This window comes from Xanthomonas sp. MLO165 (assembly GCF_018831305.1).
Taxonomy (GTDB): domain Bacteria; phylum Pseudomonadota; class Gammaproteobacteria; order Xanthomonadales; family Xanthomonadaceae; genus Xanthomonas; species Xanthomonas arboricola.
This window is the reverse complement of record NZ_CP029263.1, coordinates 2,112,151-2,137,251: the sequence shown is the minus strand read 5'-3', so window position 1 is coordinate 2,137,251 and position 25,101 is coordinate 2,112,151. Positions and strand designations below refer to the sequence as shown.

General features: G+C 66.7%; 22 protein-coding genes. 8 read left to right on the top strand and 14 right to left on the bottom strand.

Annotation, left to right across the window (positions count from 1 at the left end):
• Nucleotides 1-20 precede the first annotated feature (20 nt).
• From greA to DGN21_RS09230, 10 genes are all read right to left on the bottom strand, one after another.
• Nucleotides 21-485 carry a transcription elongation factor GreA gene (greA, locus tag DGN21_RS09275; RefSeq protein WP_024937720.1) on the bottom strand — a complete coding sequence of 155 codons (465 nt, stop codon included), beginning with the start codon at nt 483-485 and terminating at the stop codon, nt 21-23.
• Between the two features lie 8 nt (nt 486-493).
• Nucleotides 494-3,736 (bottom strand): carbamoyl-phosphate synthase large subunit, encoded by a 3,243-nt coding sequence (gene carB / locus DGN21_RS09270; protein WP_024937721.1) that lies wholly within the window; start codon nt 3,734-3,736, stop codon nt 494-496.
• Nucleotides 3,737-3,850: 114 nt separating this feature from the next.
• Complete coding sequence (locus tag DGN21_RS09265; protein WP_104555005.1) at nt 3,851-4,207, bottom strand: hypothetical protein; 357 nt, start codon at nt 4,205-4,207, stop codon at nt 3,851-3,853.
• Nucleotides 4,204-5,337: a glutamine-hydrolyzing carbamoyl-phosphate synthase small subunit gene (carA, locus tag DGN21_RS09260; protein ID WP_024937723.1), complete on the bottom strand. Its 1,134-nt coding sequence runs from the start codon at nt 5,335-5,337 to the stop codon at nt 4,204-4,206. Before carA ends, DGN21_RS09265 begins: the two co-directional genes overlap by 4 nt.
• A 240-nt stretch (nt 5,338-5,577) precedes the next feature.
• Nucleotides 5,578-6,294, bottom strand: coding sequence for a 4-hydroxy-tetrahydrodipicolinate reductase (gene dapB / locus DGN21_RS09255; RefSeq protein ID WP_024937724.1), 717 nt, complete (start codon nt 6,292-6,294; stop codon nt 5,578-5,580).
• Between the two features lie 437 nt (nt 6,295-6,731).
• Complete coding sequence (locus tag DGN21_RS09250) at nt 6,732-7,454, bottom strand: MOSC domain-containing protein (RefSeq protein ID WP_126966341.1); 723 nt, start codon at nt 7,452-7,454, stop codon at nt 6,732-6,734.
• Entirely contained in the window at nt 7,451-8,653 is a 1,203-nt protein-coding gene (locus DGN21_RS09245; protein WP_126966342.1) for a PLP-dependent aminotransferase family protein, read from the bottom strand. Before DGN21_RS09245 ends, DGN21_RS09250 begins: the two co-directional genes overlap by 4 nt.
• Before the next feature lie 156 nt (nt 8,654-8,809).
• Nucleotides 8,810-9,064: a DUF6587 family protein gene (locus tag DGN21_RS09240; RefSeq protein WP_016904924.1), complete on the bottom strand. Its 255-nt coding sequence runs from the start codon at nt 9,062-9,064 to the stop codon at nt 8,810-8,812.
• A 1-nt stretch (nt 9,065) separates the two neighbouring features.
• Nucleotides 9,066-10,925, bottom strand: a complete 1,860-nt coding sequence (locus DGN21_RS09235) for a ferrous iron transporter B (protein ID WP_126966343.1) — start codon at nt 10,923-10,925, stop codon at nt 9,066-9,068.
• Entirely contained in the window at nt 10,922-11,170 is a 249-nt protein-coding gene (locus DGN21_RS09230; RefSeq protein WP_016904358.1) for a FeoA family protein, read from the bottom strand. The genes DGN21_RS09235 and DGN21_RS09230 overlap by 4 nt, the downstream gene beginning before the upstream one ends.
• A 116-nt stretch (nt 11,171-11,286) precedes the next feature.
• Here DGN21_RS09230 and DGN21_RS09225 point away from each other — a divergent pair, with 116 nt between their 5' ends.
• The 5 genes from DGN21_RS09225 (at nt 11,287) to DGN21_RS09205 (ending at nt 14,961) form a co-directional block, all read left to right on the top strand.
• A complete protein-coding gene (locus tag DGN21_RS09225) occupies nt 11,287-12,084 on the top strand; it encodes an enoyl-CoA hydratase-related protein (RefSeq protein ID WP_126966417.1) in 798 nt (265 codons plus the stop codon).
• Nucleotides 12,081-12,977 carry a hydroxymethylglutaryl-CoA lyase gene (locus DGN21_RS09220; RefSeq protein WP_126966344.1) on the top strand — a complete coding sequence of 299 codons (897 nt, stop codon included), beginning with the start codon at nt 12,081-12,083 and terminating at the stop codon, nt 12,975-12,977. Before DGN21_RS09225 ends, DGN21_RS09220 begins: the two co-directional genes overlap by 4 nt.
• Before the next feature lie 140 nt (nt 12,978-13,117).
• Nucleotides 13,118-13,888 carry an SDR family NAD(P)-dependent oxidoreductase gene (locus DGN21_RS09215; RefSeq protein ID WP_039527531.1) on the top strand — a complete coding sequence of 257 codons (771 nt, stop codon included), beginning with the start codon at nt 13,118-13,120 and terminating at the stop codon, nt 13,886-13,888.
• A gap of 114 nt (nt 13,889-14,002) precedes the next feature.
• Nucleotides 14,003-14,569 (top strand): elongation factor P-like protein YeiP, encoded by a 567-nt coding sequence (gene yeiP, locus DGN21_RS09210; RefSeq protein WP_016904354.1) that lies wholly within the window; start codon nt 14,003-14,005, stop codon nt 14,567-14,569.
• Entirely contained in the window at nt 14,569-14,961 is a 393-nt protein-coding gene (locus tag DGN21_RS09205; protein WP_024937731.1) for a hypothetical protein, read from the top strand. The genes yeiP and DGN21_RS09205 overlap by 1 nt, the downstream gene beginning before the upstream one ends.
• Before the next feature lie 75 nt (nt 14,962-15,036).
• Here the strand turns inward: DGN21_RS09205 and DGN21_RS09200 are convergent, their stop codons facing one another.
• The 3 genes from DGN21_RS09200 to DGN21_RS09190 are packed head-to-tail and all read right to left on the bottom strand — an operon-like array spanning nt 15,037 to nt 18,621.
• Nucleotides 15,037-16,872 carry a DUF4105 domain-containing protein gene (locus DGN21_RS09200; protein ID WP_126966345.1) on the bottom strand — a complete coding sequence of 612 codons (1,836 nt, stop codon included), beginning with the start codon at nt 16,870-16,872 and terminating at the stop codon, nt 15,037-15,039.
• On the bottom strand, nt 16,869-17,168 hold the full coding sequence (locus DGN21_RS09195; RefSeq protein WP_024937732.1) for a DUF2388 domain-containing protein: 300 nt from the start codon (nt 17,166-17,168) through the stop codon (nt 16,869-16,871). Before DGN21_RS09195 ends, DGN21_RS09200 begins: the two co-directional genes overlap by 4 nt.
• A 34-nt stretch (nt 17,169-17,202) precedes the next feature.
• Nucleotides 17,203-18,621, bottom strand: a complete 1,419-nt coding sequence (locus DGN21_RS09190; RefSeq protein ID WP_215825202.1) for an FAD-binding oxidoreductase — start codon at nt 18,619-18,621, stop codon at nt 17,203-17,205.
• 209 nt (nt 18,622-18,830) lie between these two features.
• Between DGN21_RS09190 and serA the strand changes: the two genes are divergently transcribed.
• Entirely contained in the window at nt 18,831-20,072 is a 1,242-nt protein-coding gene (gene serA, locus DGN21_RS09185) for a phosphoglycerate dehydrogenase (protein ID WP_054592450.1), read from the top strand.
• Between the two features lie 884 nt (nt 20,073-20,956).
• Here serA and DGN21_RS09180 read toward each other — a convergent pair.
• Nucleotides 20,957-21,544 (bottom strand): NUDIX hydrolase, encoded by a 588-nt coding sequence (locus DGN21_RS09180; RefSeq protein WP_024937735.1) that lies wholly within the window; start codon nt 21,542-21,544, stop codon nt 20,957-20,959.
• Between the two features lie 140 nt (nt 21,545-21,684).
• Here DGN21_RS09180 and DGN21_RS09175 point away from each other — a divergent pair, with 140 nt between their 5' ends.
• Both DGN21_RS09175 and DGN21_RS09170 read left to right on the top strand, forming a co-directional pair.
• A complete protein-coding gene (locus DGN21_RS09175) occupies nt 21,685-23,157 on the top strand; it encodes an amino acid permease (protein ID WP_024937736.1) in 1,473 nt (490 codons plus the stop codon).
• Nucleotides 23,158-23,285: 128 nt separating this feature from the next.
• Nucleotides 23,286-24,716, top strand: coding sequence for an amino acid permease (locus DGN21_RS09170; RefSeq protein ID WP_016904398.1), 1,431 nt, complete (start codon nt 23,286-23,288; stop codon nt 24,714-24,716).
• Nucleotides 24,717-25,101 lie beyond the last annotated feature (385 nt).

The window sequence follows — 25,101 nt, the reverse complement described above, 5'->3', positions numbered from 1 at the left end:
CGTCGTTCAATCCCGGCCCGTCAGTCCAGATAGGCAACGCTGACCACTTCGTACTCGCGCTGGCCGGCCGGCGCATCGATGGTGACCGAGTCGCCTTCCAGCTTGCCGATCAACGCACGCGCCAGCGGCGAGGAGATCGCGATCATGCCCAGCTTGATGTCCGCTTCCAGATCGCCAACGATCTGGTAGCGCTTTTCTTCGTCGGTCTCGGTGTCGGCCAGCGTCACCGTGGCACCGAATACGATCTTGGTGCCGGCCGACAGCTTGGTGATATCGATGATCTCGGCATGCGAGAGCTCACCTTCCAGCTGCTTGATGCGGCCTTCGATGAAGCTCTGCTGCTCGCGCGCGGCGTGGTATTCGGCGTTTTCCTTCAGATCGCCGTGCGCGCGCGCTTCGGCGATCGCGTTGATCACCGCCGGACGCTTGACCGACTTCAGCTGGTCCAGCTCTTCGCGCAGACGCTGCGCGCCCTTTGCCGTCATGGGTGCTCTCATGCTTCCAGCTCCTTGTGCAGTTCCTGCAGCGACCACACAGGGCCGGTGCCGCGGAATTCCAGCGAATGCACCAGCGCCTTGGCGCCGGCAACGGTGGTCGAATATGTCACGCGATGCTGCAACGCTTCACGCCGGATCGAGAACGAGTCGGAGATGGCGGCGCGACCTTCGGTGGTGTTGACGATATACACGATCTCGCCGTTCTTGATCGAATCGACGATATGCGGGCGCCCTTCGGCGACCTTGTTGACGATCTCGCAGCTCAGCCCGTTCTGCTGCAGCCAGGCACCGGTACCGCGCGTGGCGACCAGCGTATAGCCACGCTCCACCAGCGCCTGCGCCACCGGCAACACGCGCTGCTTGTCCGGATCGCGCACCGACACGAACGCCTTGCCCACCGGCGGGGCCTTGATGCCGCCGGCCTCCTGCGCGCGTGCAAACGCGGCGCTGAAGCTGCGGCCCACGCCCATCACCTCACCGGTGGAGCGCATCTCCGGCCCGAGGATCGGGTCCACGCCCTGGAACTTGGCGAACGGGAAGATCGCCTCCTTCACCGAGTAATAGCCCGGCACGATTTCCTTGGTGGCGCCCTGCTCGGCCAGCGTCTTGCCGGCCATGCAGCGCGCGGCGATCTTGGCCAGCGGCATGCCGATCGCCTTGGACACGAACGGCACGGTGCGCGAGGCACGCGGGTTCACTTCCAGCAGGAACACCACATCGTCGCCGGCCTCGTTCACCTGCACCGCGAACTGGGTATTCATCAGGCCGACCACATTCAGGCCTTCGGCCAGCATCACCACCTGACGGCGCAGCTCGGCCTGGGTCTTGGGCGAGAGCGAGTACGGCGGCAGCGAGCAGGACGAATCGCCCGAATGCACGCCAGCCTCTTCGATGTGTTCCATCAGCCCGCCGATCAGCACGTTGCCGTCCTTGTCGGCAATGATGTCCACGTCCACTTCCACCGCGTTGTCGAGGAAGCGGTCCAGCAGCACCGGCGAATCGTTGGAGACCTTGACCGCGTCACGCACATAGCGCGCCAGGTCGGATTCGCCGTAGACGATTTCCATCGCGCGGCCGCCCAGCACGTAGCTCGGGCGCACCACCAGCGGATAGCCGATTTCGCGCGCCAGCACCAGCGCTTCCTCGGCATTGCGGGCAATGCGGTTCGGCGGCTGCTTCAGGCCCAGCTTGTCGACCAGTTGCTGGAACCGCTCGCGGTCTTCGGCCAGATCGATCGAATCGGGCGAGGTGCCGATCACCGGCACGCCGTTGGCTTCCAGCGCGCGCGCCAGCTTCAGCGGGGTCTGGCCGCCGTACTGCACGATCACGCCCTTGGGTTTTTCCAGCTCGACGATTTCCAGCACGTCTTCCAGCGTCAGCGGCTCGAAGTAGAGACGGTCGGAAGTGTCGTAGTCGGTGGACACGGTCTCCGGGTTGCAGTTGACCATGATGGTCTCGTAGCCGTCATCGCGCAGCGCCAGCGCCGCATGCACGCAGCAGTAGTCGAACTCGATGCCCTGGCCGATGCGGTTGGGGCCACCGCCCAGGATCATGATCTTGTCGCGGTCGGTCGGCAGCGCCTCGCACTCGTCCTCGTAGGTCGAATACAGATACGCGGTGCTGGTGGCGAATTCGGCGGCGCAGGAATCCACGCGCTTGTAGACCGGGCGCACCTTGAGCGCGCGACGCAGCGTGCGCACCGACTCTTCGTTGGTGCCGGTCAACTCGGCCAGCCGCGCGTCGGAGAAACCGGCGCGCTTGAGCGTGCGCAGACGCGCCGCATCCAGTGCCGGCATGCCGTCATCGGCCAGTTGCTGTTCGTGGCTGATCAGTTCTTCGATCTGGTCCAGGAACCACGGGTCGATGAACGACAGCGCGTAGACATCGGCCACGCTCATGCCGGCGCGGAACGCATCGGCGACATAGAACAGACGCTCCGGGCCCGGCGCCTTGAGCTCGCGCTTGAGCGCGGCGATATCGTCTTCGCTGCTCAGATCCAGGCCGGTCGGGTCCAGCCCGATCTTGCCGGTTTCCAGGCCACGCAGCGCCTTCTGCAGCGATTCCTGGAAGGTGCGGCCCATTGCCATCACCTCGCCCACCGACTTCATCTGGGTGGTCAGGCGCGCATCGGCCTGCGGGAACTTTTCGAACGCAAAGCGCGGGATCTTGGTGACCACGTAGTCGATCGACGGCTCGAACGAGGCCGGGGTCAGACCACCGGTGATCTCGTTCTTCAATTCGTCCAGCGTGTAGCCCACCGCCAGCTTGGCGGCGACCTTGGCGATCGGGAAACCGGTGGCCTTGGACGCCAGCGCCGAGGAGCGCGACACACGCGGGTTCATCTCGATCACCACCACCCGGCCGGTGGTCGGGCTGATGCCGAACTGCACGTTGGAGCCGCCGGTATCCACACCGATCTTGCGCAGCACTGCGATCGAGGCATCGCGCAGGCGCTGGTATTCCTTGTCGGTCAGCGTCTGCGCCGGCGCCACGGTGATCGAGTCGCCGGTATGCACGCCCATCGGATCGAGGTTTTCGATCGCGCAGACGATGATGCAGTTGTCCGCAGTGTCGCGGACCACTTCCATCTCGAATTCCTTCCAGCCCAGCACCGATTCTTCCACCAGCACCTCGGTGGTCGGCGACAGTTCCAGGCCACGGCCGACGATCTCGATCAGCTCTTCGCGGTTGTAGGCGATGCCGCCGCCGCTGCCGCCCAGGGTGAAGCTGGGACGGATGATGGTCGGGTAGCCGACCCGGGTCTGGATATCCAGCGCCTCTTCCAGCGTGTGCGCCACTTCGGCGCGCGGGCAATCCAGGCCGATCTCGCCCATCGCCACGCGGAACAGCTCGCGGTCTTCGGCCATGCGGATGGCTTCGCGCTTGGCACCGATCAGCTCGACGTTGTACTTCTCCAGCACGCCGTGGTCGGCCAGATCCAGCGCGCAGTTCAGCGCGGTCTGCCCGCCCATGGTCGGCAGCAGGGCATCGGGCTTTTCCTTGGCGATGATCTTCTCGACCGTCTGCCAGTTGATCGGCTCGATGTACACCGCATCGGCCATGTCCGGGTCGGTCATGATCGTGGCCGGATTGCTGTTGACCAGCACCACGCGATAGCCCTCGTCGCGCAGCGCCTTGCACGCCTGCGCGCCGGAGTAATCGAACTCGCAGGCCTGGCCGATGACGATCGGGCCGGCGCCGATGATCAGGATGGTTTTTAGGTCGGTGCGCTTTGGCATTTCTTTACTCGATTAGGAACATGCGGCAAGCCGCAGGTGCGGAAGAGTGGCCGCGGCGATCGCATCGCGACGCGGCGTGATAGTGCATCGGCTCGGCAGAGCCGAACGCCGGGTTCATCCGGCAGATCCATAGCCGAGGGCGCGCAGGGTGTGCTGCATCCATTGATACAGCCCGAAGGACGCGGCAAAGCTGCCCAGGATCAGCAGCCAGCCGATCCCGGAGGTCTTGCCCCAACGGCGTACCTTGTCCGGGTCGGTGTTCTGCATGCGGTGGTGAAAGGATTCCCCTCCAGCCACATAGCCGACGCCGAAAACGAAGCACATCGGCACCAGCAAGGCCAGCTTCATGCCGCCATGCAGCGTGATCGACTGTGCACCAGCGCGTGCCTGCTCCAGCGGCATCCACACGCCCCAATACGTCAGCGCAACGCCCATCAGCACGATCAGCACACCCATCAAACGAGCGCTCATGCGCGCTTGGCATCCTTGGCCATCAACTCCACGAACCGGTCGAACAACGGCCCCACATCGCGCGGCCCCGGCGAGGCTTCCGGGTGGCCCTGGAACGAGAACGCCGGTGCGTCGGTCAGCGCGATGCCCTGATTGGTGCCATCGAACAGCGACCGATGGGTCACCCGCACATTGGCCGGCAGCGTGCTTTCGTCGACCGCAAAGCCATGGTTCTGCGAGGTGATCATTACCCGCCCGCCGTCCAGATCCTGCACCGGGTGGTTGGCGCCGTGATGGCCGGTGGTCATCTTGACCGTGCTGGCGCCGGCGGCCAGCGCCAGCAGCTGATGGCCCAGACAGATGCCGAAGGTGGGCACCTGCCTGGCGATCAGTTCCTGGATGGCGCTGATGGCGTAATCGCAGGGCTCCGGGTCGCCCGGGCCGTTGGACAGGAACACGCCGTCCGGATTCATCGCCAGCACCTCGGCCACCGGCGTGCGTGCCGGCACCACGGTGACGTCGCACCCACGGTCGGCCAGCATGCGCAGGATGTTGAGCTTGACGCCGTAATCGTAAGCAACAACCTTGTGCTTCAGCTCGGCGCGCACGAAGGTGTCGGAATTCAGATCCAGCGAGCCTTCCTGCCAGCTGTAACTGGTCTCGGTGGAAACCACCTTGGCCAGGTCCATGCCCTTCAGCCCGGGGAAGCTGCGCGCGGCTTCCAGCGCCTTGGCGACATCGATCTCACCGGCCATCAGTGCGCCGTTCTGGGCGCCCTTCTGCCGCAGCAGGCGGGTCAGCTTGCGGGTGTCGATGCCGGAAATGGCCACCACACCGCGGGCCTGCAGCCACTCCGGCAGTGCGACTTCGCTGCGCCAGCTGCTGGGGCGACGCGGCACATCGCGCACGATCAGGCCGGCGGCCCAGATCTTGCTGGCCTCGTCATCCTGATCGGTAAAGCCGGTGTTGCCGATATGCGGATAGGTCAGCGTGACCATCTGGCGGGCGTAGGAGGGATCGGTCAGGACTTCCTGGTAACCGGTCATGGCGGTGTTGAACACCACTTCGCCGACGGAAAGCCCGTTGGCGCCTACGGATTCGCCCTCGAACACGGTGCCGTCTTCGAGGACAAGGATTGCGGGTTGGGTCACGTGGGGGTCTCGCTCTGGCTGCCTGGGACTCCGATGCGCTTCCGGCCAAATTCCGGTTGCAGCAAAGCGCGGACGCGGTGCTGAGGACCGGTCCGACGCTGGTTCGGGCAAGCGAGAATTGTAAAGGCAAGTGCCCCGGCATGCCAGCCTGGAGAACACCGGTTGCCGCGGTGACATCGCAATGGCGGGATGAATGCGCCACCGCGATCATTCGCCATTCATGCGCAGCAACGCGCCGGCTTACAGCACCAGATCGCGCACGCGATAGCTGCCGGCCGGCTTGCCGAGCAGCCGCTTGGCCGCATGCAGGGCACCGCGCGCGAAGATGTCGCGGTTGGTGGCGCGGTGCACCAGCTCCACCCGCTCGCCCAGCCCGGTGAACTGCACCGTGTGCTCGCCGACGATGTCGCCGGCGCGCAGGCTGGCAAAGCGCGGCTGCGCGCCGCTGCCGGTGGCCGCCTCCCCCAGCGTCAGTGCGGTTCCGGAGGGTGCGTCCTGCTTGTGCACGTGATGCGCCTCGACGATGTCGCAATCCCAGCCCGGCAGGCTGCCGGCGGCACGCTCCACCAGTTCGGTCAGCACCGCAACGCCCAGGCTGAAGTTGGACGCCCACACCAACGGGATCTGTTGCGCGGCCTCCAGCAACGCAGCGCGCTGCGCCTCATCCAGACCGGTGGTGCCGGACACCAGCGGTCTACCGCGCTGCGCGCACAGCGCCAGGATCGGTGCGAAGCCCTGCGGCAGGCTGAAGTCGATTGCCACATCGAAGGCCGGCGCACCGCCGAGTTCGCTGGCGGCAAAGTACGGCACGCCGTCCACCACGCGCTGCGAAGGCGAGCGCCCCACCACCGCACCGACGACGTGCAGCGCCTCGTCTTCGGCAGCCAGGCGCAGCAATGCCTTGCCCATCCGCCCGGAGGCGCCGTGGATCAGAACTTTCACAGGAGACGGTGTCATGGCGGCAGGCCTAGCTGGGCGATGGGGTTGTACAAGATAGCTGGGAATCGGGAATCGGGAATCGTAAAAGCTGGGATTGGGGAGTCGGGATTGGGGAGTCGTTAAAGCCAGGAATCGGGATCAGGGACTCGTGAGAGCGGGTGCGGGTGTGCGCGTTTTACGTGCTGTGGCGCTTTGGCTTGGTGGCGTCCGTGGGGTGCGCGTGGTGGTTGGCATACAACGTCGCGAGCGGCCATGGCTTGGTAAAGGCTGCGCCACTGTACGTTGGTAAGGACGATGAGGACGCATGGCATACGGCCATCATTGCGGCGCCTGGAAGGTGGCGTTTGCCGACTTCGTGGCCGCGATTCCCCAATCCCGACTCCCGAATCCCAAATCTCAGCCCTGCAGCTGGCGCGGCCGCGGCCATTGATCGCGCGCGATGGTGTTGGCGGCTCTCAGTCGCCTGCGCCTTGCAGGCGTTTGCTCCAGCTCTCTATTTCGCGGCGTTGCAGGCGGCGTTCGAACAGCGCCTGCCATGACGGCACCAGCGGCAGTTGCAGCACCTCGGTGATGGCGGCGACATCGACATCGCGCGCATACAGCAGCTGTTGCAGGCGCAACAGCGTCCATTGCGGATGCGGTCGCTGCTGCAGTGTCAGCGTATCGCCGGCAGCAACGTCGCCGGGCTGCAGCACGCGGTAGTACCAGCCGGTGCGGCCGGTGTCCTGCACGCGGCGCGCCATGTCGCGCAGGCCGAAACGGTCGGACAGCTTCCAGCATGGCTGACGCAGCTGCGACACTTCCACCACTGCCGTACCCAACGCAAAGCGATCGCCCAGGCAGACCTCGGCTTCGGTAAGGCCGAGGCTGCTCAGGTTCTCGCCGAATGCGCCGGCCGTCTCCAGCAACGCATGTGCACCGAGCTCGGTCCGCCAGGCGGCGTAGTGATCGCGTGGATAATGGTGGATCGCCTTGTCCGGCCCGCCATGCACACGCCGGTCGCCCTGCTCGTCGCCGTGCAGACCGTCGGGACCGACGTGCACCCTGCCGTCCACCGCCCGCTTGTCGATCGCGCTGCGGCTACCGGGCCGGGTGAAGTCGCGTGCGACACCGATCGCGACGCTGTCGAGAGTGATCGCGAGCGCAGGCGCCTGCACGCCAGCGGCCTGCGTGCTCACGCGCCCTGCCCGGGCAATTCGGCCAGCGCCTCGCGTAGCACCTCGCCCAGGACCTGGATGCCGGCGTCGATCCTGTCGCCGGGCACGGTGACAAACGACAGCCGCAAGGTATTGACCTGCGGCAAGGTGGCGTAGAACGGCGCGCCCGGCACGAACGCCACATTGCGCGCGATCGCACGCGCCAGCAGCGCGGTGCCATCCAGCCCGGGCGGCAGGGTCACCCACAGGAACATGCCGCCTTCGGGGCGATTCCATTGCACCTGGGGCGGGAAATGCCGATCCAGTGCCTCCAGCATCAGGCTGCATTGACGCGCATACAGCGCGCGGATCTGCGGGATATGCGTGTCCAGGAAATCGTCCTGCAACGTCTGGTGGACCACGCGCTGGGTGAACGAGGGTGTATGCAGATCGGCCGCCTGCTTGGCCTGGATCAGCTTGCCCAGCACCGCTTCGGGCGCGACCACATAGCCCAGCCGCAACCCGGGCGCGAGCACCTTGGAGAACGAGCCCATGTAGATCACGCCCTCCGGGCTGAGCGACAGCAGGCTCGGCAGCGGCTGGCCGCTGTAATACAGCTCGCCATACGGATCGTCTTCGACGATCGGCACGCCCGCCTCCGCCGCGCGCGCCACCAGGGCCTGACGGCGCGCCAGCGGCAACCGGCGACCGGTCGGGTTCTGGAAATTCGGCAGGCAATACAGAAAGCGCGCATCGGCCAGCACTGCAGGATCCAGCGCGTCCACCACCACTCCATCCTCGTCCGAGGGCATGCCGACAAAGCTCGGCTGGAACAGCGAGAACGCCTGCAGCGCGCCCAGGTAGCTTGGCGTTTCCACCAGCACCTTGCTGCCTTCGTCGATGAAGACCTTGCCGAGCAGGTCCAAGCCCTGCTGCGAGCCGGTGGTGATCAACACTTGGCTGGGCCGGATGTTGGCGCCGTCGCGGCTCAGGCGTGCGGCCACCCATTCGCGCAGCGGCGCATAGCCTTCGGTGGGGCCGTATTGCAGCGCGGCCTGCGGCGCATCGCGCAGCACCTGATCGCTGGCCGCGCGCATGCGCTCCACCGGAAAGGTGGCCGGCGACGGCAGCCCGCCGGCGAAGGAAATCACCTCCGGCCGCTCGGTCACCTTGAGGATTTCGCGAATCGCCGAACTGGTCAGCGCCTGCGCACGTCGGGAGATCTGGAAAGAGGTCGTCATCGCGCAAGCATAGCGAAGGCCAGTGGCCGACGCGCTGTGCACTGCAGCGTCGACGACGCAACCCGTCCAGTGGCGGTATCGCCGCTGCGCCAACCATCGCCACGCGTCACGACACACGCCTGGGTTGCGGTGGCGCTACCGAAGAACTGCGGTGCGTCAGTGACGACGTGGCGGGGTCGGACCGCAGCTGTCGCAGCCACCGCAGGCCGCGGCGTTCTGCGCGGCCGGCGGCGCCACGCGGCGGCCCAGCGCCCGCATCCACGCAGGCCGCCCATCGCGCAGCAGGCCGATCGCCACTGCGCCGCGCAGACGCCGCAGCGTGCCGGGAAATTGCTTCTTCATCACCACCCACAGGCTGAGCAACACCGCCAGCGCGATGACAACGTATTGCAGCGTAAGCGACAGATCCACTTCAGCCGGCTCCCAGCAGCACGGCCAGCTGGTAGGTCACCAGCGAGGCCAGGTAGGCCAGCGCGAACAGGTACACCGCGCTGACCGTCATCTGCTTCCACGAGTTGGTTTCGCGCTTGATCGTGGCCAGCGTGGAGATGCACATCGGCGCGTAGATGTACCAGACCAGCAGCGACAGCGCGGTGGCCAGCGACCAGCCATCACTGATCAGCGGCGACAAGGCCTGCGCGGCGGCATCGTCGTCGGCCGCCGACAGCGCGTACACGGTCGCCAGCGAGGCCACCGCCACTTCGCGCGCGGCCAGGCCCGGAATCAGCGCGATGCAGATCTGCCAGTTGAAGCCCAGCGGCGCGAAGAAGACCGCCATCGCATGGCCGATGCGCCCGGCGAAGCTGTAATCGATCGCCGGCAAGGTGGCGTCGGCCGGCGCGGCCGGGAACGACAGCAGGAACCACAGCAGGATGGTCAGGGCCAGAATGATGCCGCCGACGCGCTTGAGGAAGATCAGCGCACGCTCCCACAGCCCCAGCGCCAGGTCGGGCAGATGCGGCAGGCGGTACGACGGCAGCTCCAGCATCAGTGGATGCTCGCTCTTGTCGCGGCGCCACTTCTTCATCGTCCACGACACCAGCAGCGCGCTGACGATGGCCGCGGCATACAAACCGAACAGAATCAGGCCCTGCTGGTTGAAGATGCCCCACACGGTCTTCTGCGGGATGAAGGCGCCGATCAGCAAGGCATACACCGGCAGGCGCGCCGAGCACGTCATCAATGGCGCGACCATGATGGTGGCGAGCCGGTCGCGCGGGTCCTGGATGCTGCGTGTGGACATGATGCCCGGCACCGCGCAGGCAAAGCTCGACAGCAACGGAATGAACGAGCGCCCGGACAAGCCGGCGGCAGACATCATGCGGTCGAGCAGGAAGGCCGCGCGCGGCAGGTAGCCGGACTCCTCCAGCGCCAGGATGAAGGCGAACAGGATCAAAATCTGCGGCAGGAAGATCACCACCCCGCCCAGGCCGGCGATGATGCCGTCCTTGAGCAGGCTGTTGAGCGGGCCTTCCGGCAAGGTGGCGCCGACCCACTCGCCCAGTGCCGAGGTGCCGCCGTCGATCAGGTCCATCACCGGCGTGGCCCAGGCATACACCGCCTGGAAGATCAGGAACATCACGACCGCCAGCGTGACCAGGCCCCAGAGCGGATGCAGCAGCCAGCGGTCCAGCGCATCGTCCACCCGCGAGGTCCGCGTCGGCATGGTCACAGCCGCACTCAGGATCTGTCGCACCTGCGCATGGTAGTTGCCATCGGCAGGCGGCGTGGCGCTCGGTGCCGCCAGGCGCGCGGCCTGTGTATCGAGCCGCTCGACCAGCGCCTTGGCACCGCCGCGGCGCACCGCCACGGTTTCCACCACGGGCACCCCGAGCGCCTGTTCCAGCGCCGGCAGGTCGATGACGATGCCGCGTCGTTGCGCGGCGTCGACCATGTTCAAGGCCACGATCATCGGCCGGCCCAGCTCGCGCAGCTCCAGCGCAAAGCGCAGGTGCAGGCGCAGGTTGGTCGCATCCATCACGCAGACCAGCACGTCCGGTGCCGGTTCGCCGGGATAGAAGCCACGGCACAGGTCGCGGGTGATCGCCTCGTCCAGGCTGGCCGGCTGCAGGCTATAGGCGCCGGGCAGATCCAGCACCGCGAAGTCGCGCCCGGATGGCGCACGGAACTGCCCTTCCTTGCGTTCGACGGTGACGCCGGTGTAGTTGGCGACCTTCTGCCGGCTGCCGGTCAGCTGATTGAACAGTGCGGTCTTGCCGCTGTTGGGATTGCCCACCAGCGCCAGCCGCAACGGGACGCTCGCCGCGCTCATGCCTGTGCTCCATCGACGCGCACCTGCACGCGTGCGGCCTCGCTGCGGCGCAGGGCGAACCGGGTGTAACCGACCTGTACCAGCAGCGGTTCGCGCCCGACCGGCCCGGTCGCCAGCACCGTGACTTCTTCGCCGGCGACAAAACCCAGTTCGCGCAGACGCCGGGCGATCGTGTCGTTGGGGAGGCGATCCTCCACGGAATCCACGATGGCGGCGCGATGCAAGGGCATGTCGGACAGCGTCACAAAGACGGCCTGATTGTTAGGAATGGTTCTCAATTCTAGCATCGACGCACCGCGTCATGGCTCAGCCGACCCGTGCCGCTATCATGGTTCGCATCCCATTCATGGACGTTGACGCAATGCAGGACACCGGCTTGATCGTGGAGGACCAGGGAGCGGTCCGCACGTTGCGACTGAACCGCCCAGCGGTGCACAACGCCTTCGATGCGACCTTGATCGGCGCGCTCACCGACGCCTTGCAGCAGGCCGGCCGGGCAGCGCAGATCCGCGTCGTCGTGATCACCGGTGCCGGCGCTGCGTTCTCCGCGGGCGCCGACCTGAACTGGATGCGCGGCATGGCCGGTGCCAGCGAGGCCGAAAACGCGGCCGATGCACTCGCCCTGGCGCGCCTGATGCGCACGCTGGACGAGTTGCCCAAGCCGACCATCGCGCGCGTCAACGGCGCGGCGTTCGGCGGCGGCGTGGGCCTGGTGGCGTGCTGTGATATCGCCATCGGCTGCACCGAGGCGCGCTTCGGGCTGACCGAGAGCAAGCTCGGCCTGCTGCCGGCGGTGATTTCACCGTATGTGATCGCCGCGATCGGCGCGCGCCAGGCACGGCGCTGGTTCGCCACTGCCGAGATCTTCGATGCGGCCACCGCGCAGCTGCTGGGCCTGTTGCATCAACTGGTCGCCGCCGACCAACTGGATATCGCGGTGGAGCGCCAGGTCCGCCTGTTGCTGGCGGCCGCCCCATTGGCCGCGGCCAGCGCCAAGGCGCTGGTGCGCGCGGTGCTGCCACCGATCGACCGCGACGCCATCGACGCTGCCAATGCCGCGTGGATCGCGCGCCTGCGCGTTTCCCCGGAAGGCCAGGAAGGCCTGGGCGCCTTCCTCGACAAGCGCAGCCCGGCCTGGGTGCCGGAGGGCGCGGCGTGAGCGACTTCGTCCGCATTGTCGAGGTCGGCCCGCGCGATGGCCTGCAGAATGAAGCGGCACCGATCGCCACCGCCGACAAGATCGCCTTGATCGATCAACTCTCCGCGACCGGGCTGCGCAGCATCGAGGCGACCAGCTTCGTCAGCCCGCGCTGGGTGCCGCAGCTGGCCGATGCGGCCGAGGTGTTTGCCGGCATCACCCAGGCGCCGGGCATCGCCTATCCGGTGCTGGTGCCGAACCTGCAGGGCTATGCGCGCGCACGCGCCGCCGGTGTGCAGGAGGTGGCGGTGTTCACCGCGGCGTCGGAGGCCTTCAATCGCACCAACACCAACGCCGGCATCGACGAATCGATCGCGCGCTTTCGGCCGATCCTGGAACAGGCCGCGCTCGACGGCGTGCGCGTGCGCGGTTATGTCTCCACCGTACTGGGCTGCCCGTATCAGGGCGCGGTGCCGGTGGCCGACGTGGTGGATGTCGCGCAACGGCTGTACGCACTGGGCTGCTACGAGATTTCGCTGGGCGACACCATCGGCGTCGGCACCCCGGCCAAGGCACGCCAGATGCTGGCCGCGGTTGCGCAGGCGGTCCCGATGCCGGCATTGGCCGTGCACTTCCACGACACCTACGGCCAGGCGCTGGCCAACATCGCCGCCTGTCTGGAGCAAGGCGTGCGCGTGGTCGATGCGGCGGTGTCCGGTGCCGGCGGCTGCCCCTACGCCAAGGGCGCCAGCGGCAATGTGGCCAGCGAAGATGTGGTGTATCTGCTGCATGGGCTGGGCATGTCGACCGGCATCGACCTGCCTGCCCTCGCCCGTACCGGCCGCTGGCTGGCGCAGTTACTGGGCCGCGAGACCGGCAGCAAGGTCGGCAAGGCCTTGGCGGCGGCCGGCTGAGATTTCAGTCCCGCACGCTGCCGCACCCGCACATCTTCCAGGGCGGTCACACGGACGCTTCGGCTAGAATCGCCGGCTGCGTCGTCACCCGTTCGCCTGCCGGCATCCACCGGCTTCCAGGATTTCCAAGGAACCACCGCATGCAGCCTTCTTCTGTTCTTGCCATCGTCACCGGCGGCGTTTCCGGCCTGGGCCTGGCCGTGGCGCAGCGCATCGTGGCCGACGGCGGCAAGGTCGCCCTGTTCGACGTCAACGCCGACAAGGCCGAGGCGGCGCTGGCGCTGCTCGGTGACGGCAACGCGCAGTATTTCGCCACCGACGTCACCGACGAAGCGCAGGTCGCCGCCAACGTGGCGCAGGCCGCGCAGGCGCTGGGCGGGCTCAACCTGGCGGTGAACTGCGCCGGCATCCTGGGCTCGGGCCGCGTGCTCGGCAAGGAAGCGCCGATGCCGCTGGCGACCTTCCGCACCACCGTGCTGGTCAACCTGGTCGGCAGCTTCAATGTCGCCAAGGCCGCGGCCGACGTAATGCAGCACAACAGCGCCGGCGACGACGGCGAGCGCGGCGTGATCATCAACACCGCGTCGGTGGCCGCCTACGAAGGCCAGATCGGCCAGGCCGCCTATGCCGCCAGCAAGGGGGGTGTGGTCGGCATGACCTTGCCGATGGCGCGCGAGCTGGCGCGCTTCGGCATCCGCGTGATGACGATCGCACCGGGCGTGTTCTGGACCCCGATGGTGGACGGCATGCCCGAGGCGGTGCAGCAATCGCTGGCCGCAGCGATCCCGTTCCCCTCGCGTCTGGGCCAACCCGACGAATACGCCGACACCGTCGCCTTCATCCTGCGCAATCGCTACCTCAACGGCGACGTGATTCGCCTGGACGGCGGCGTGCGCTTGGCGCCGAAGTAGCAGGGATTGGTGCGTCGGGATTGGGGATTTGTAACAGCACTACTGCCCTGCCCGCCCGCTCCAGTCCTGCTTTGCCAATCCCTCATCCCAAATCACCAATCCCTGACTCATTCCATGAAAGCTAACGACATCAAGAAAGGCAACGTCGTCGAATACAACGGCGGCATCTACCAGATCCGCGACATCGAGCGCAGCTCGCCGCAGGGCCGCGGTGGCAACGTGCGCTTCCGCTTCATCATGTACAGCGTGCCCGGTGGCGCCAAGCTGGACGCCAGCTTCGACGCCGACGACAACCTGCCGGAAGTGGAGTTGCTGCGTCGCCTGTCGACGTTCTCGTACAAGGATGGCGAGGCGTTCGTGTTCATGGACGACGAGGATTTCACCCCGTATACGCTGGATGCGGACGTGATCGGCACCGATGCCGGCTACATCATCGACGGGCTGACCGGCATCTACGTGCAGGTGATCGACGACCAGCCGGTGGCCGTGCAACTGCCGCAGACGGTGACGCTGGAAGTGGTCGAAACCCCGCCCGAACTCAAGGGCGGCACCGCCACCAAGCGGCCCAAGCCGGCCAAGCTCAATACCGGCCTGGAAATCATGGTGCCCGAGTACATCACCAACGGTGAGCGCGTGCTGGTCAACACCACCACCGGCGAATTCGCGGGCCGCGCCGACTGATGCGCAAGCTGGTCGTTGTGGTGACGCTGGGGCTGCTGGGCGCCTGCACGGCGCAACCAGCCCCGGCGCCGACAGCCACGCCCGCACCTGCGCCGGTGGCCTGCACCGATGCCAAGGTGGACGAGGAGTGGCTGCAACATCCGCCCGGCCTGTGCGGCATGCCGGAGGACGTACGCACGCTGGTGGAGGATTACGACACCTGCGAGCACTTCGCGGGCGAGGACCCGTACGACGCCGATCGTCGCCACGAGATCGAAGTGGCGATCGCGCAATTCTGCACGCCGGCACCGGCACGGCTTGCAAAGCTGATGCAGCAGTACCGCAACAACGCGCAGGTCAGCGACTGGCTACGCAAGTATTCGGTGCAGGCGGATCTGCAACCGGCTGGCTGAAGTGCGCCGGCTGGTGTGACAGGTGCCGGCTGGTGCAATGCCGTCGTCCCTGGCCGGAGCACCGGGAACTGGGACTTACCGCTGCAGGCGTTTGTCGTCGGCCGCATCACCGCGCGCTAGCTCGCGCAGGCGTGCGCGCAGGCGCTGCACATTCGCCTCGCCCTGCTCCAATCCAGTGCGGATGTCGGCCGGCAGTTGCTGCCGCCCCAGCGCCTGCAGCTGTTTCCAGCCGTCGACCAGTACGACGGTTTCCTGCGCCACGCGCGCGCTCAGGTCCTGCCGCTCTTCCGCTTGCGGCAGTCCGTAGCTGGCGCTGCCCAACAGCGTGGCCGGATGACTGAGCCGGGCCTGCCGCGCGAACACCGACTGCAGCTGACCCTGCACCGAGTCACGCGCGGCCGCGCCGGGTGTCAGCAGGCGCTTGAGCGCATCGCGTGCCAGCAACTCCTGGCGGCGCAACGCAGCCTGTTCCAGCAACAACGCTGCAGCCGTCTCGCGTAGACCGCCGCGGTCGAACCACTGCGCACGCGCGTCCGCGCGCGCGTCCAGCCATTGCTCCACGCTGGTCTGCGGCACCTGCAGGCCGTGGCGGATCACCTCGAACATGGTCTGGTAATGCGCCGCCGCCGACTCGAAGTAATAGCCCTGGCGAATCGCCTGCGCAGGGTCGTCCAGCACCTGCATGTCGGCGATTCCGGCGCGCTGCAAGCGCTGCCTCACGCCGCGCGGGGTGATCGACGACAGCCGGGCCGCGGCCAGCCGCGGCACGCCGTCGTGCAGGAGCTTGAAGGTCTCCACCGCGCAGTTGTTGCCGACGAAGTAGTAGCGCCCGTCGTAACTCCAATGCACCTGCGCTGCGCGTGCGAGCAGCGCGGCGATCTCCCCGGGCGCCAGTGTCAGCGGCACCGACGACAGCGCGCGCAGCTCCACCTTGGTGTATTCGTCCACGACCTGATTCAACGGCAATACGAACAGCCGCGAGGGATACGAACCGGTCAGCCCGCGCCAGCTGGAAATCTGCACATCGCCGACGAAGGCGCGGAACGACAGCACGCGGTGATACTGCAGATCCAGACGGCAATCGGGACCGGGCGCGCGGCCAGGGGCACAGATCACCAGACGCAGCATGCTGTGGCCCCAGCGGCTCATCGGCTGCGCATTGCCCTCGGCCAGCAGGTAGTCCACCGCGTACACACGCGCTGGATCCAGTGCCAGCAGCGACATCGCGCCGGCATCGTTGTCGGCCTGCAGGTACGGTAGCGTCGTCTCGCAATGCGTTGCACCGGGCATGCCACCGACCTGCTCGGCGAACCAGGCCGCCAGCGCCGGACGCCGGCAGTGATAGTCGGCATCGAGCACGTAGTGTTCGAGATTCACCGCGACGAATTCGGCTGGGCTGCGCCGCTCGTAATCGTCGGGGCTGCGATCGCTGAACCGGTTTGCGCCACGCCCGATCCGCCAGGGACGCACCTGCCAGCCGGCCAGATCGCGCAGCCGCGGGTCGCGCGACAGGCCGCCGTGCGCACCGCGGTCCAGCACATGCGCCAGTTCATGCACCACGGCGGCCATTGCCGCGCGCGTGGCCGGTGCCTCGGGGTCGGTCTGCGCAGCTGTCGCCTGCACGCTCCAGGCATCCAGCAGGTCACGATCGAGCAGGATGCGGCGGCCGATCGCGCGGCCATGCACGTGTGCCGGCAAATCCGTGCGCCACTGCAGCTGGATCGGTGCGTCGATGCGCTGCATCCAGGCCGGCGGCAGACGCTGCGCCACCTGTTCCACCAATGCGTGCGTGGCATCGATCTGCGCCGCAGACAGGCCCTGCGGATCGACATCGATGCGTAATTCGGCCTGCGCCGCCGGTGCGATCGCTGCGGCCAGCCACAGCCACCAGCACCGGCGAGGAAAACTCACTGGGCCAGGATGGACTGCGCCAGCTCCAGGTCGCTGGACAGCCGCGCCGCATCGCTACGGCTACGCAACTGCAGCAGCGCCGCTTCCAGCCGCGCCCCGCGGATCGCGCCATCGCTGGCGACGAAGCCGGCGGCATCTTCGCGTGCGTCGGCCACCACCTTGTCGTCGCCGGAACTGCTGCCGGAGGAATTGGACGAACCGGCCGACGATGCACCCGCCGAGGTTCCGGCCAGGCTGGATGCGAAGGCCGCCAGCGGCAGCAGCGTCAAAGCGCAAAACACGAGGGAGCGCATCATTGGCGTATCGATTCCATGTGAAGGTGGTGAAAGACTAACCGGCACGCGTGGCGGCAGGCGCGTCGTCCATCTCGAACAGCTTGCCGGGATTCAGCAAAAGATGAGGATCGAGCACATGTTTGATCCCGCGCATCAAGGCGATCTCCTCGGCCGAGCGCGTGCTCCACAGATAGGCCTTCTTGACCAGGCCGATGCCGTGTTCGGCAGAGATGCTGCCGCCAAAACGCTGCAAGGCCTGCGCCAGCAACTTGGTCACCTGATCGCAGGCCGCCACGAAATCGGCCTGGCTGGTGCCATCGGGCTTGAGCACGTTGATATGCAGGTTGCCGTCGCCGATATGGCCGAACCACACCACATCGAAATGCGGATACGCATCGTGCAGCAACGCATGGGTTTCGGCCAGGAACGCCGGCATCGCCGAGATGCGCACCGACACGTCATTCTTGTACGGCGTGTAGCGCGCCAGCGCTTCGGTGATGCCTTCGCGCAGCCGCCACAGTTGCGCGGCCTGCGCATCGCTCTGGCTGATCACCCCGTCGCTGACCCAGCCCTGCTCCATGCAGGTCTCGAATGCCGCCATCGCTGCGGCTTCCTGCGCCTCGTCGCCAGCAGCGAATTCGGTGACCACGTAATACGGATGCACCTGCGCAAATGGCGCCTGCGCGCCGTGCGCCAGCACGTGTTCGAGCGCGCGGTCGGTGAAGAACTCGAATGCCTCCAGCCGCAGCTGCGCGCGGAACGCGGCAAACACCTGCATCAACACCTCGAACGAAGGCAGCGCCAGCAGCATCACGTTGCTGGGCGGCGGCGGGTCGGTCAGTCGCAATGTCGCTTCGACCACCACGCCGAGCGTGCCCTCGGAGCCGATCATCAGATGGCGGAAATCGTAGCCGCTGGAATTCTTCACCAGCGCGTTGTTGAGCTCCAGCAGTTCGCCGGCACCGGTGACCACCTTCAGGCCGGCCACCCAGTCGCGGGTATTGCCGTAGCGGATCACGCGGATGCCGCCGGCATTGGTGGCGATATTGCCGCCGATCGAACACGAGCCGCGCGCGGCGAAATCCACCGGATACACCAGCCCATGCTCGCGCGCGGCATTGTGCACCGCTTCCAGCGGCATGCCGGCCTGGACGGTGAGCGTGCGATCCACCGCATTGAACTCCAGCGGCTTGTTCAGGCGCTCCAGGCTCAGCACCAGCTCGCCGTTGGCAGCCACCGCACCGCCGGACAAGCCGGTGCGCCCACCCGAGGGCACTACTGCAACCGCGTTCGCATTGGCCCAGCGCAGCACCGCCTGCACCTCGTCCACCGCACCGGGCAAGGCGATCGCCAGCGGGTTGGGCGTCCAGCGCCGCGTCCAGTCGCGGCCGTAGTGTTCCAGGTCGGCCGGCTCGGTCTTCAAACGCAACGCGGGCACGGCCTGTTGCAACGAAAGGATGCGGGGATCGGTCATGGCACACGGCGCTGCGGTAGGAACCGCACAGCGTGCCAGTGCGCGCCAGGCGCGTCCAGTTGCACGGCGTGGCGCCGCCACCGCGTTGGATTCAGCTGAAACCGTTGCACCGCAAGGACTTTGCCTGCGCAAACACTGCGTTGCGGGCGCCCCATCGCGCGGCCCATCTGGCATAGTTGCCGACCCGATTGCTGCAATGCGCTCCCCCCATGTCGCCGAAGAGAACCTCGTTTCCCAAGCAGGACATCCGCGTCCTGTTGCTGGAAGGCATCAGCCAGACGGCCGTGGATGTGTTCCGCGCCGCCGGTTATTCGCAGATCGAACTGCACGCCAAGTCGTTGCCGGAAGACGAGCTCATCGCGCGCATCGCCGAGGCGCATATCGTCGGCATCCGCTCGCGCACGCAGTTGAGCGCCGAGGTGCTGGCGCATGCCAAGCGGCTGATCGCAGTGGGCTGCTTCTGCATCGGCACCAACCAGGTCGATCTGGACGCGGCCGAGCTGGCCGGCATCCCGGTGTTCAACGCGCCCTACTCCAATACCCGCAGCGTGGCCGAGCTGGTCATCGCCGAGGCGATCCTGCTGTTGCGCGGCATCCCGCAGAAGAACGCCGAGTGCCATCGCGGTGGGTGGTCCAAGTCGGCTGCCGGCAGCCACGAAACGCGCGGCAAGGTGCTGGGCATCGTCGGTTACGGGCATATCGGCACCCAGGTCGGCGTACTGGCCGAGTCGCTGGGCATGCAGGTGATCTTCCACGACATCGAAACCAAGCTGTCGCTGGGCAACGCGCGCGCGGCGATCGATCTGGACGACCTGCTGGCACGCGCGGACGTGGTGACCCTGCATGTGCCGGAGACGCCGTCGACCAAGGACATGATCGGCGCGGCGGAGATCGCGCGCATGAAGCACGGCGCGCATCTGATCAATGCCTCGCGCGGTACCGTGATCGACATCGACGCACTGGACGCGGCGCTGAGCTCGGGCCAGATCGGCGGCGCGGCGGTGGACGTGTTCCCGATCGAGCCCAAGGGCAATGGCGATGCGTTCGAATCAAAGTTGACCGCACACGACAACGTGATCCTGACTCCGCACGTGGGTGGCAGCACGCTGGAAGCGCAGGACAATATCGGCATCGAAGTGGCCGCCAAGCTGGTGCGCTACAGCGACAACGGCAGCACCCTGTCGGCGGTGAACTTCCCAGAGGTCACCCTGCCCGAGCACCCCGACAGCCTGCGTCTGCTGCATATCCACCGCAACGTGCCGGGTGTGCTGTCCAAGATCAACGAACTGTTCTCGCGCCACAACGTCAACATCGACGGCCAGTTCCTGCGCACCGATCCCAAGGTCGGCTACGTGGTGATCGACGTCAGCGCCAGCGAGGCGCAGGCCACCGCGTTGAAGGAAGGCCTGGCCTTGATCGAAGGGACCTTGCGGACGCGCATTTTGTACTGAGCGGACGTTGTACTGAGGTGATCCCTTCTCCAACGGAAGAAGGTGGCCCAAAGAGGCGCGCTGCGGCCAACTTCGGCGCGTCTGCCATGGCAAACGCCTCGCCACGCGCCAGTAAGGAAGCCAGCACAAAACTGCGCAGCCTTCCCTTCTCGCATCGGGAGAAGGTGGCCCGAAGGGCCGGATGAGGGTACGGGTGACTCGAAAACTCTAGCCACCCGTTCCCTCACCCCGAACCTCCGCTCCGCGGCCCTCCCGCGCTTGCGGCGCGGGCGATCAAAGGCGGCGCGCAAGCTGTGCCTGCTCGTCTCGACGGGAGAGGGGCTTTCGCAGACCTGAGCATGAAAAAACGTCTCATCACTCACCCACTGCTTCCAAGGTCATGACAGCGAATGGCCGAGGCAGCGTGGCCGGGGATTGCCGAAAGCGGCACACGGATGTGCCGCGGCGGCGAGTCAGACAGGATGTCTGACCGAGCCGGGCAGCCGATCGCTGGCCGCGCTGCTGCCACCCACCGAAGCCGCTAAGCGACAGGCCAGGCCGCGCTTGTGGCGCGCAAGCTGTGCCTGCTCGTCTCGACGGGAGAGGGGCTTTCGCAGACCTGAGCACGAAAAAGCGTCTCATCACTCACCCACTGCTTCCAAGGCCATGACAGCGAATGGCCGAGGCAGCAGCGTGGCCGGGGATTGGCGGAGAGCGGCACACGGATGTGCCGCGGCGGCGAGTCAGACAGGATGTCTGACCGAGCCGAGCAGCCGATCGCCGGCCGCGCTGCTGCCGCCCACCGAAGCCGTCAAGTAACAGGCGTGCCCGCGCTTGCGGCACCCGAGCCAGTGGCACGCAAGCAGCGCCTTATTACCCCGACGAAAGGGGCTTTGACAAGCTGCTCAACGCGCGCGCGCCACCCACTTCTCCGCCATGCGCCGCATCGACGGATCCAGCTGCGGATCGGCAAGCAGCTCGGCGACCGGGCGCCACGCCAGGGCCAGCGATTCCTCGCTGACTTCGAATGCCTCGTCCGCTCCCGCCACCACCACATAGCGCGCATCGTAATGCCAGTGCCCGGCCACCTCGCCGCGCGCGGGAATCCAGTGCCGGTCCAGGTCGAAAATGGCCGCGTCAGCCAGGCGCAAGCCGGTCAATCCGGATTCCTCCTGCGCCTCGCGCAGGGCCACCTGCGCCAGGTCGCGGTCGCCGTCGGCGTGCCCGCCCAGCTGCAGCCAGCGTTGCAGCTTGCGGTGATGGGTCAGCAACGTGCGCGTGCCATCGGCACTGACCACCCACGCCGAGCCGGTGAAATGACCTTCGACACGCTCGCGCAGGAACGGGTTGGTGGCATCGTCCAGCAGCTGAGCGAACTGCTCGGCCAACTCCGCTTCGTCCGGCCAGCGTGCGCGGTAGTCGGCCAATCGCTGTTGCAGGGTTGCATCCACCATCTGTCGTTCCCGGTCGCCCGTTGCGGGCCAGGCGGCCATTATCGCCATTCATGCTGCGTACGCGCTTGTCGTGAGCGTGTAGCTTTGGCAAGGTAGGCCGCTTGCCTGTCCCACCGGGACGCGGCGCACCACCTTCGCCCAGGCGCGCGCGCCTTAGTTGCCACTTAGGGATGTACCGAATGCTGAAGTCTCTGTTGAGGGTCAAACCGATCGAGCCCGCTGGACATGTCGACGGGGGCGAACCGGTCGAAGGCAGCCTGCAAGGCGAAGCCACCCTGCAACGCACCCTGACCGCCAAGCACCTGATCATGTTGGGAATCGGTGCGGTGATCGGCGCCGGCATCTTCGTGTTGACCGGCCAGGCCGCTGCCAACCATGCTGGCCCGGCGGTGATGCTGTCCTTCGTATTCGCCGGCATCGCCTGTGCGTTCGCCGGCCTGTGCTACGCGGAGTTCGCGGCGATGATGCCGGTCTCTGGCAGCGCCTACTCGTATTCATATGCCACCCTCGGCGAGGGCATCGCCTGGTTCATCGGCTGGTGCCTGGTGCTGGAATACCTGTTCGCCGGCTCCAGCGTTGCGGTCGGCTGGTCCGCCTACCTGATCAGTTTCCTGACCGGCACGCTTGGATTGCCGTTCCCGGCCGAGCTGGCCGGCGCGCCACTGGCCTGGGACGGCCACAACTTTGTCAGCTCCGGCAACCTCATCAACCTGCCGGCCGTGCTGATCGTGGCTGCGGTGAGCATGCTGTGCTACGTGGGCGTCACCCAGTCGGCGTTCGCCAACGCCATCGTGGTGGCGATCAAGGTGGTGGTGATCTGCCTGTTCGTCGGCTTCGGTATCGCCTACATCGACCCGGCCAACTGGCATCCCTTCATCCCGGAGAACACCGGGCCGGGCCAGTTCGGCTGGGACGGCGTGTTCCGCGCCGCCTCCATCGTGTTCTTCTCGTATATCGGCTTTGACGCGGTCTCCACCTCCGCCGGCGAGACCAAGGATCCGCAGAAGAACATGCCGATCGGCATTCTGGTGTCGCTGGCGGTCTGCACCGTCATCTACATCATCGTCTGCGCGGTGTTGACCGGCCTGCTGCCCTATACCCAGCTCGGCACCGCCAAGCCGGTGGCCACTGCGCTGGAAGCGCACCCGCAGCTGACCTGGCTCAAGACCGCGGTGGAGATCGGCGCGATCGCCGGCCTGTCCTCGGTGGTGCTGGTGATGCTGATGGCGCAGCCGCGCATCTTCTACACCATGGCCAAGGATGGGTTGATGCCCCGACTGTTCGGCAAGGTGCATCCGAAGTTCCATACCCCCTATGTCGGGACGATCTTCGTCGGCGTGGTCGCGGCGCTGCTGGCAGGGTTGATCCCGCTCAGCGTGCTGGGCGAACTGGTGTCGATGGGCACCCTGCTCGCCTTCGCCACCGTGTGCGCCGGGGTGATGGTGCTGCGTTTCACCAAGCCGGATCTGCCGCGCCCGTTCCGGGTGCCGCTGGCGATGCTGATCTGCCCGCTGGGCGCGCTGGCCTGCCTGTTCCTGTTCTTCCAGGCCTTCCAGGAACACTGGAAGGTGTTCGTGGGCTGGACCATGATCGGCCTGGTCATCTATTTCGGTTATGGCATTCGCCATAGCCGGCTGGCCCGCAAGGTTTGATTGCGAGTCCCTCGCAAGAGCCCGCACATCCGTGTGCGGGGATTTGACGACACGAGTCCCTCGCAACAGCCCGCACATCTCGCACACGCCCGCACCGCCATGTGCAGGGATTCAACAGGAACCGCTGCATGTTCAAGCAACTCTGGGCCACCAAGCACCCGCACGCCAGCCACGAGGCGGCCGACGGGCTGGGCCTGCAACGCGCACTCGGGCCGTGGGGGCTGACCGCCCTGGGCATCGGGGCGGTGATCGGCGGCGGCATCTTCGTCATCACCGGCCAGGCCGCGGCCGACCATGCCGGCCCGGCGATCATGCTGTCGTTCGTGCTGGCCGCGGTGTGCTGCGCGTTCTGCGCAATGGCCTACGCCGAGTTCGCGGCGATGGTGCCAGTGTCCGGCAGCGCCTACACCTATACCTACGCCACCTTCGGCGAACTGGCGGCCTGGTTCATCGGCTGGATGCTGGTGCTGGAGTACGGCGTGTCCGCCTCGGCGGTAGCGGTCAGCTGGACCGGCTATTTCCTCAGCCTGCTGGAGCATTTCAACATCCACCTGCCGGCCGCCCTGGTCAGCGCGCCGCTGGACGGCAAGCTGCAGCGCACCGGCGCGATCGCCAACCTGCCTGCCGCCGGTATCGTGCTGCTGCTGACCTGGCTGTGCTACGTGGGCATCCGCAAGTCGTCGGCGATGAACATGGCGATGGTGATCCTCAAGACCGGGCTGATCCTGCTGGTGATCGCGGTGGGCTGGAAGTACGTGGATACCGCCAACTGGCACCCGTTCATTCCGGCCAACGAAGGTCCGGGCAAATACGGCATGGAAGGCGTGCTGCGCGGCGCGGCGATGGTGTTCTTCGCCTATATCGGCTTCGAGGCGGTGTCGGTGGCGGCACAGGAATCGCACCGCCCGCAACGCGACCTGCCGATCGGCATGATCCTGTCGCTGGTCATCTGCACCGTGCTCTACATCGCCATGGCGGCGGTGATGACCGGCCTGGTGCCCTACACCCTGCTCGGCACCGACGAGCCGGTGGTGACCGCGGTGGCGGCGCATCCGCAGCTGGCCTGGTTGCGCGTGGTGGTGGAAGTCGGCGCGCTGATCGGGCTGTCGTCGGTGGTGCTGGTGATGATCATCGGCCAGCCGCGCATCTTCATGATCATCGCGCGCGACGGGCTGCTGCCGTCGATCTTCACCCGCATCCACCCCAAGTACCGCACCCCGCACGTCAATACCGTGATCACCGGCGTGGGCATCGCCCTGCTGGCGGCAGTGTTCCCGCTGGATGTGCTGGGCGAGCTGACCTCGATGGGCACGCTGATCGCCTTCGCCGCGGTGTGCGCCGGCGTGCTGATCCTGCGCCGTACCCACCCGGAACTGCCGCGTCCGTTTCGCATGCCGGTGGCTTGGCTGATCTGCAGCGCCGGCGTGTTGAGCTGCCTGGCCCTGCTGTCGGCGATGACCCTGCACAACTGGATGTTGATGGGAGTGTGGACGCTGGTCGGGCTGGTGGTCTATTTCGGCTACGGTTACCGCCACAGCCGTCTGCGCGACGGTCGCTGAGCACACGCATGGGCTGAGAGCGGCCGATAGAACGCCTGCGCGCCGGTCTATCGCAGAGCGGCTGATCTGGGCGGGCTGATCTGTAGCTTGGTTGGTGGGTGCTGGTCTGCGGCTTGGCTGCAGGGTCCTTGCCCGCCCACCCTCGCAGGACACGCCGCAAGTACGTCCCTGTAGGCTCTTACGCGGCATCCATGCCGCGTAAGGTCCCGCGACGGTGGGCGGGCAAGGACCAATCGGGATGATCGGTGTGCACAGTTGAAGAGCAGTAACCGCCGTGCGTAGTGCGCTTTGTTCGACACTGATGCGCCGGCTCGAGGTGCGACACGGGGGCGACAAGCGGCTTTTCATACGACCACCGATCAGCTTCCTGGTGCGGTGCCCTCGC

Coding starts and splice junctions, on each gene's coding strand:
- DGN21_RS09245 (WP_126966342.1), bottom strand. CDS start 8,653: ATGACGACCTCTTTCCAGATCTCCCGACGTGCGCAGGCGCTGACCAGT.
- DGN21_RS09180 (WP_024937735.1), bottom strand. CDS start 21,544: ATGGCCGCCTGGCCCGCAACGGGCGACCGGGAACGACAGATGGTGGAT.
- DGN21_RS09170 (WP_016904398.1), top strand. CDS start 23,286: ATGTTCAAGCAACTCTGGGCCACCAAGCACCCGCACGCCAGCCACGAG.
- DGN21_RS09215 (WP_039527531.1), top strand. CDS start 13,118: ATGCAGCCTTCTTCTGTTCTTGCCATCGTCACCGGCGGCGTTTCCGGC.
- DGN21_RS09235 (WP_126966343.1), bottom strand. CDS start 10,925: ATGAGCGCGGCGAGCGTCCCGTTGCGGCTGGCGCTGGTGGGCAATCCC.
- DGN21_RS09190 (WP_215825202.1), bottom strand. CDS start 18,621: ATGACCGATCCCCGCATCCTTTCGTTGCAACAGGCCGTGCCCGCGTTG.
- yeiP (WP_016904354.1), top strand. CDS start 14,003: ATGAAAGCTAACGACATCAAGAAAGGCAACGTCGTCGAATACAACGGC.
- DGN21_RS09205 (WP_024937731.1), top strand. CDS start 14,569: ATGCGCAAGCTGGTCGTTGTGGTGACGCTGGGGCTGCTGGGCGCCTGC.
- greA (WP_024937720.1), bottom strand. CDS start 485: ATGACGGCAAAGGGCGCGCAGCGTCTGCGCGAAGAGCTGGACCAGCTG.
- DGN21_RS09265 (WP_104555005.1), bottom strand. CDS start 4,207: ATGAGCGCTCGTTTGATGGGTGTGCTGATCGTGCTGATGGGCGTTGCG.
- DGN21_RS09195 (WP_024937732.1), bottom strand. CDS start 17,168: ATGATGCGCTCCCTCGTGTTTTGCGCTTTGACGCTGCTGCCGCTGGCG.
- DGN21_RS09225 (WP_126966417.1), top strand. CDS start 11,287: ATGCAGGACACCGGCTTGATCGTGGAGGACCAGGGAGCGGTCCGCACG.
- dapB (WP_024937724.1), bottom strand. CDS start 6,294: ATGACACCGTCTCCTGTGAAAGTTCTGATCCACGGCGCCTCCGGGCGG.
- DGN21_RS09175 (WP_024937736.1), top strand. CDS start 21,685: ATGCTGAAGTCTCTGTTGAGGGTCAAACCGATCGAGCCCGCTGGACAT.
- carB (WP_024937721.1), bottom strand. CDS start 3,736: ATGCCAAAGCGCACCGACCTAAAAACCATCCTGATCATCGGCGCCGGC.
- serA (WP_054592450.1), top strand. CDS start 18,831: ATGTCGCCGAAGAGAACCTCGTTTCCCAAGCAGGACATCCGCGTCCTG.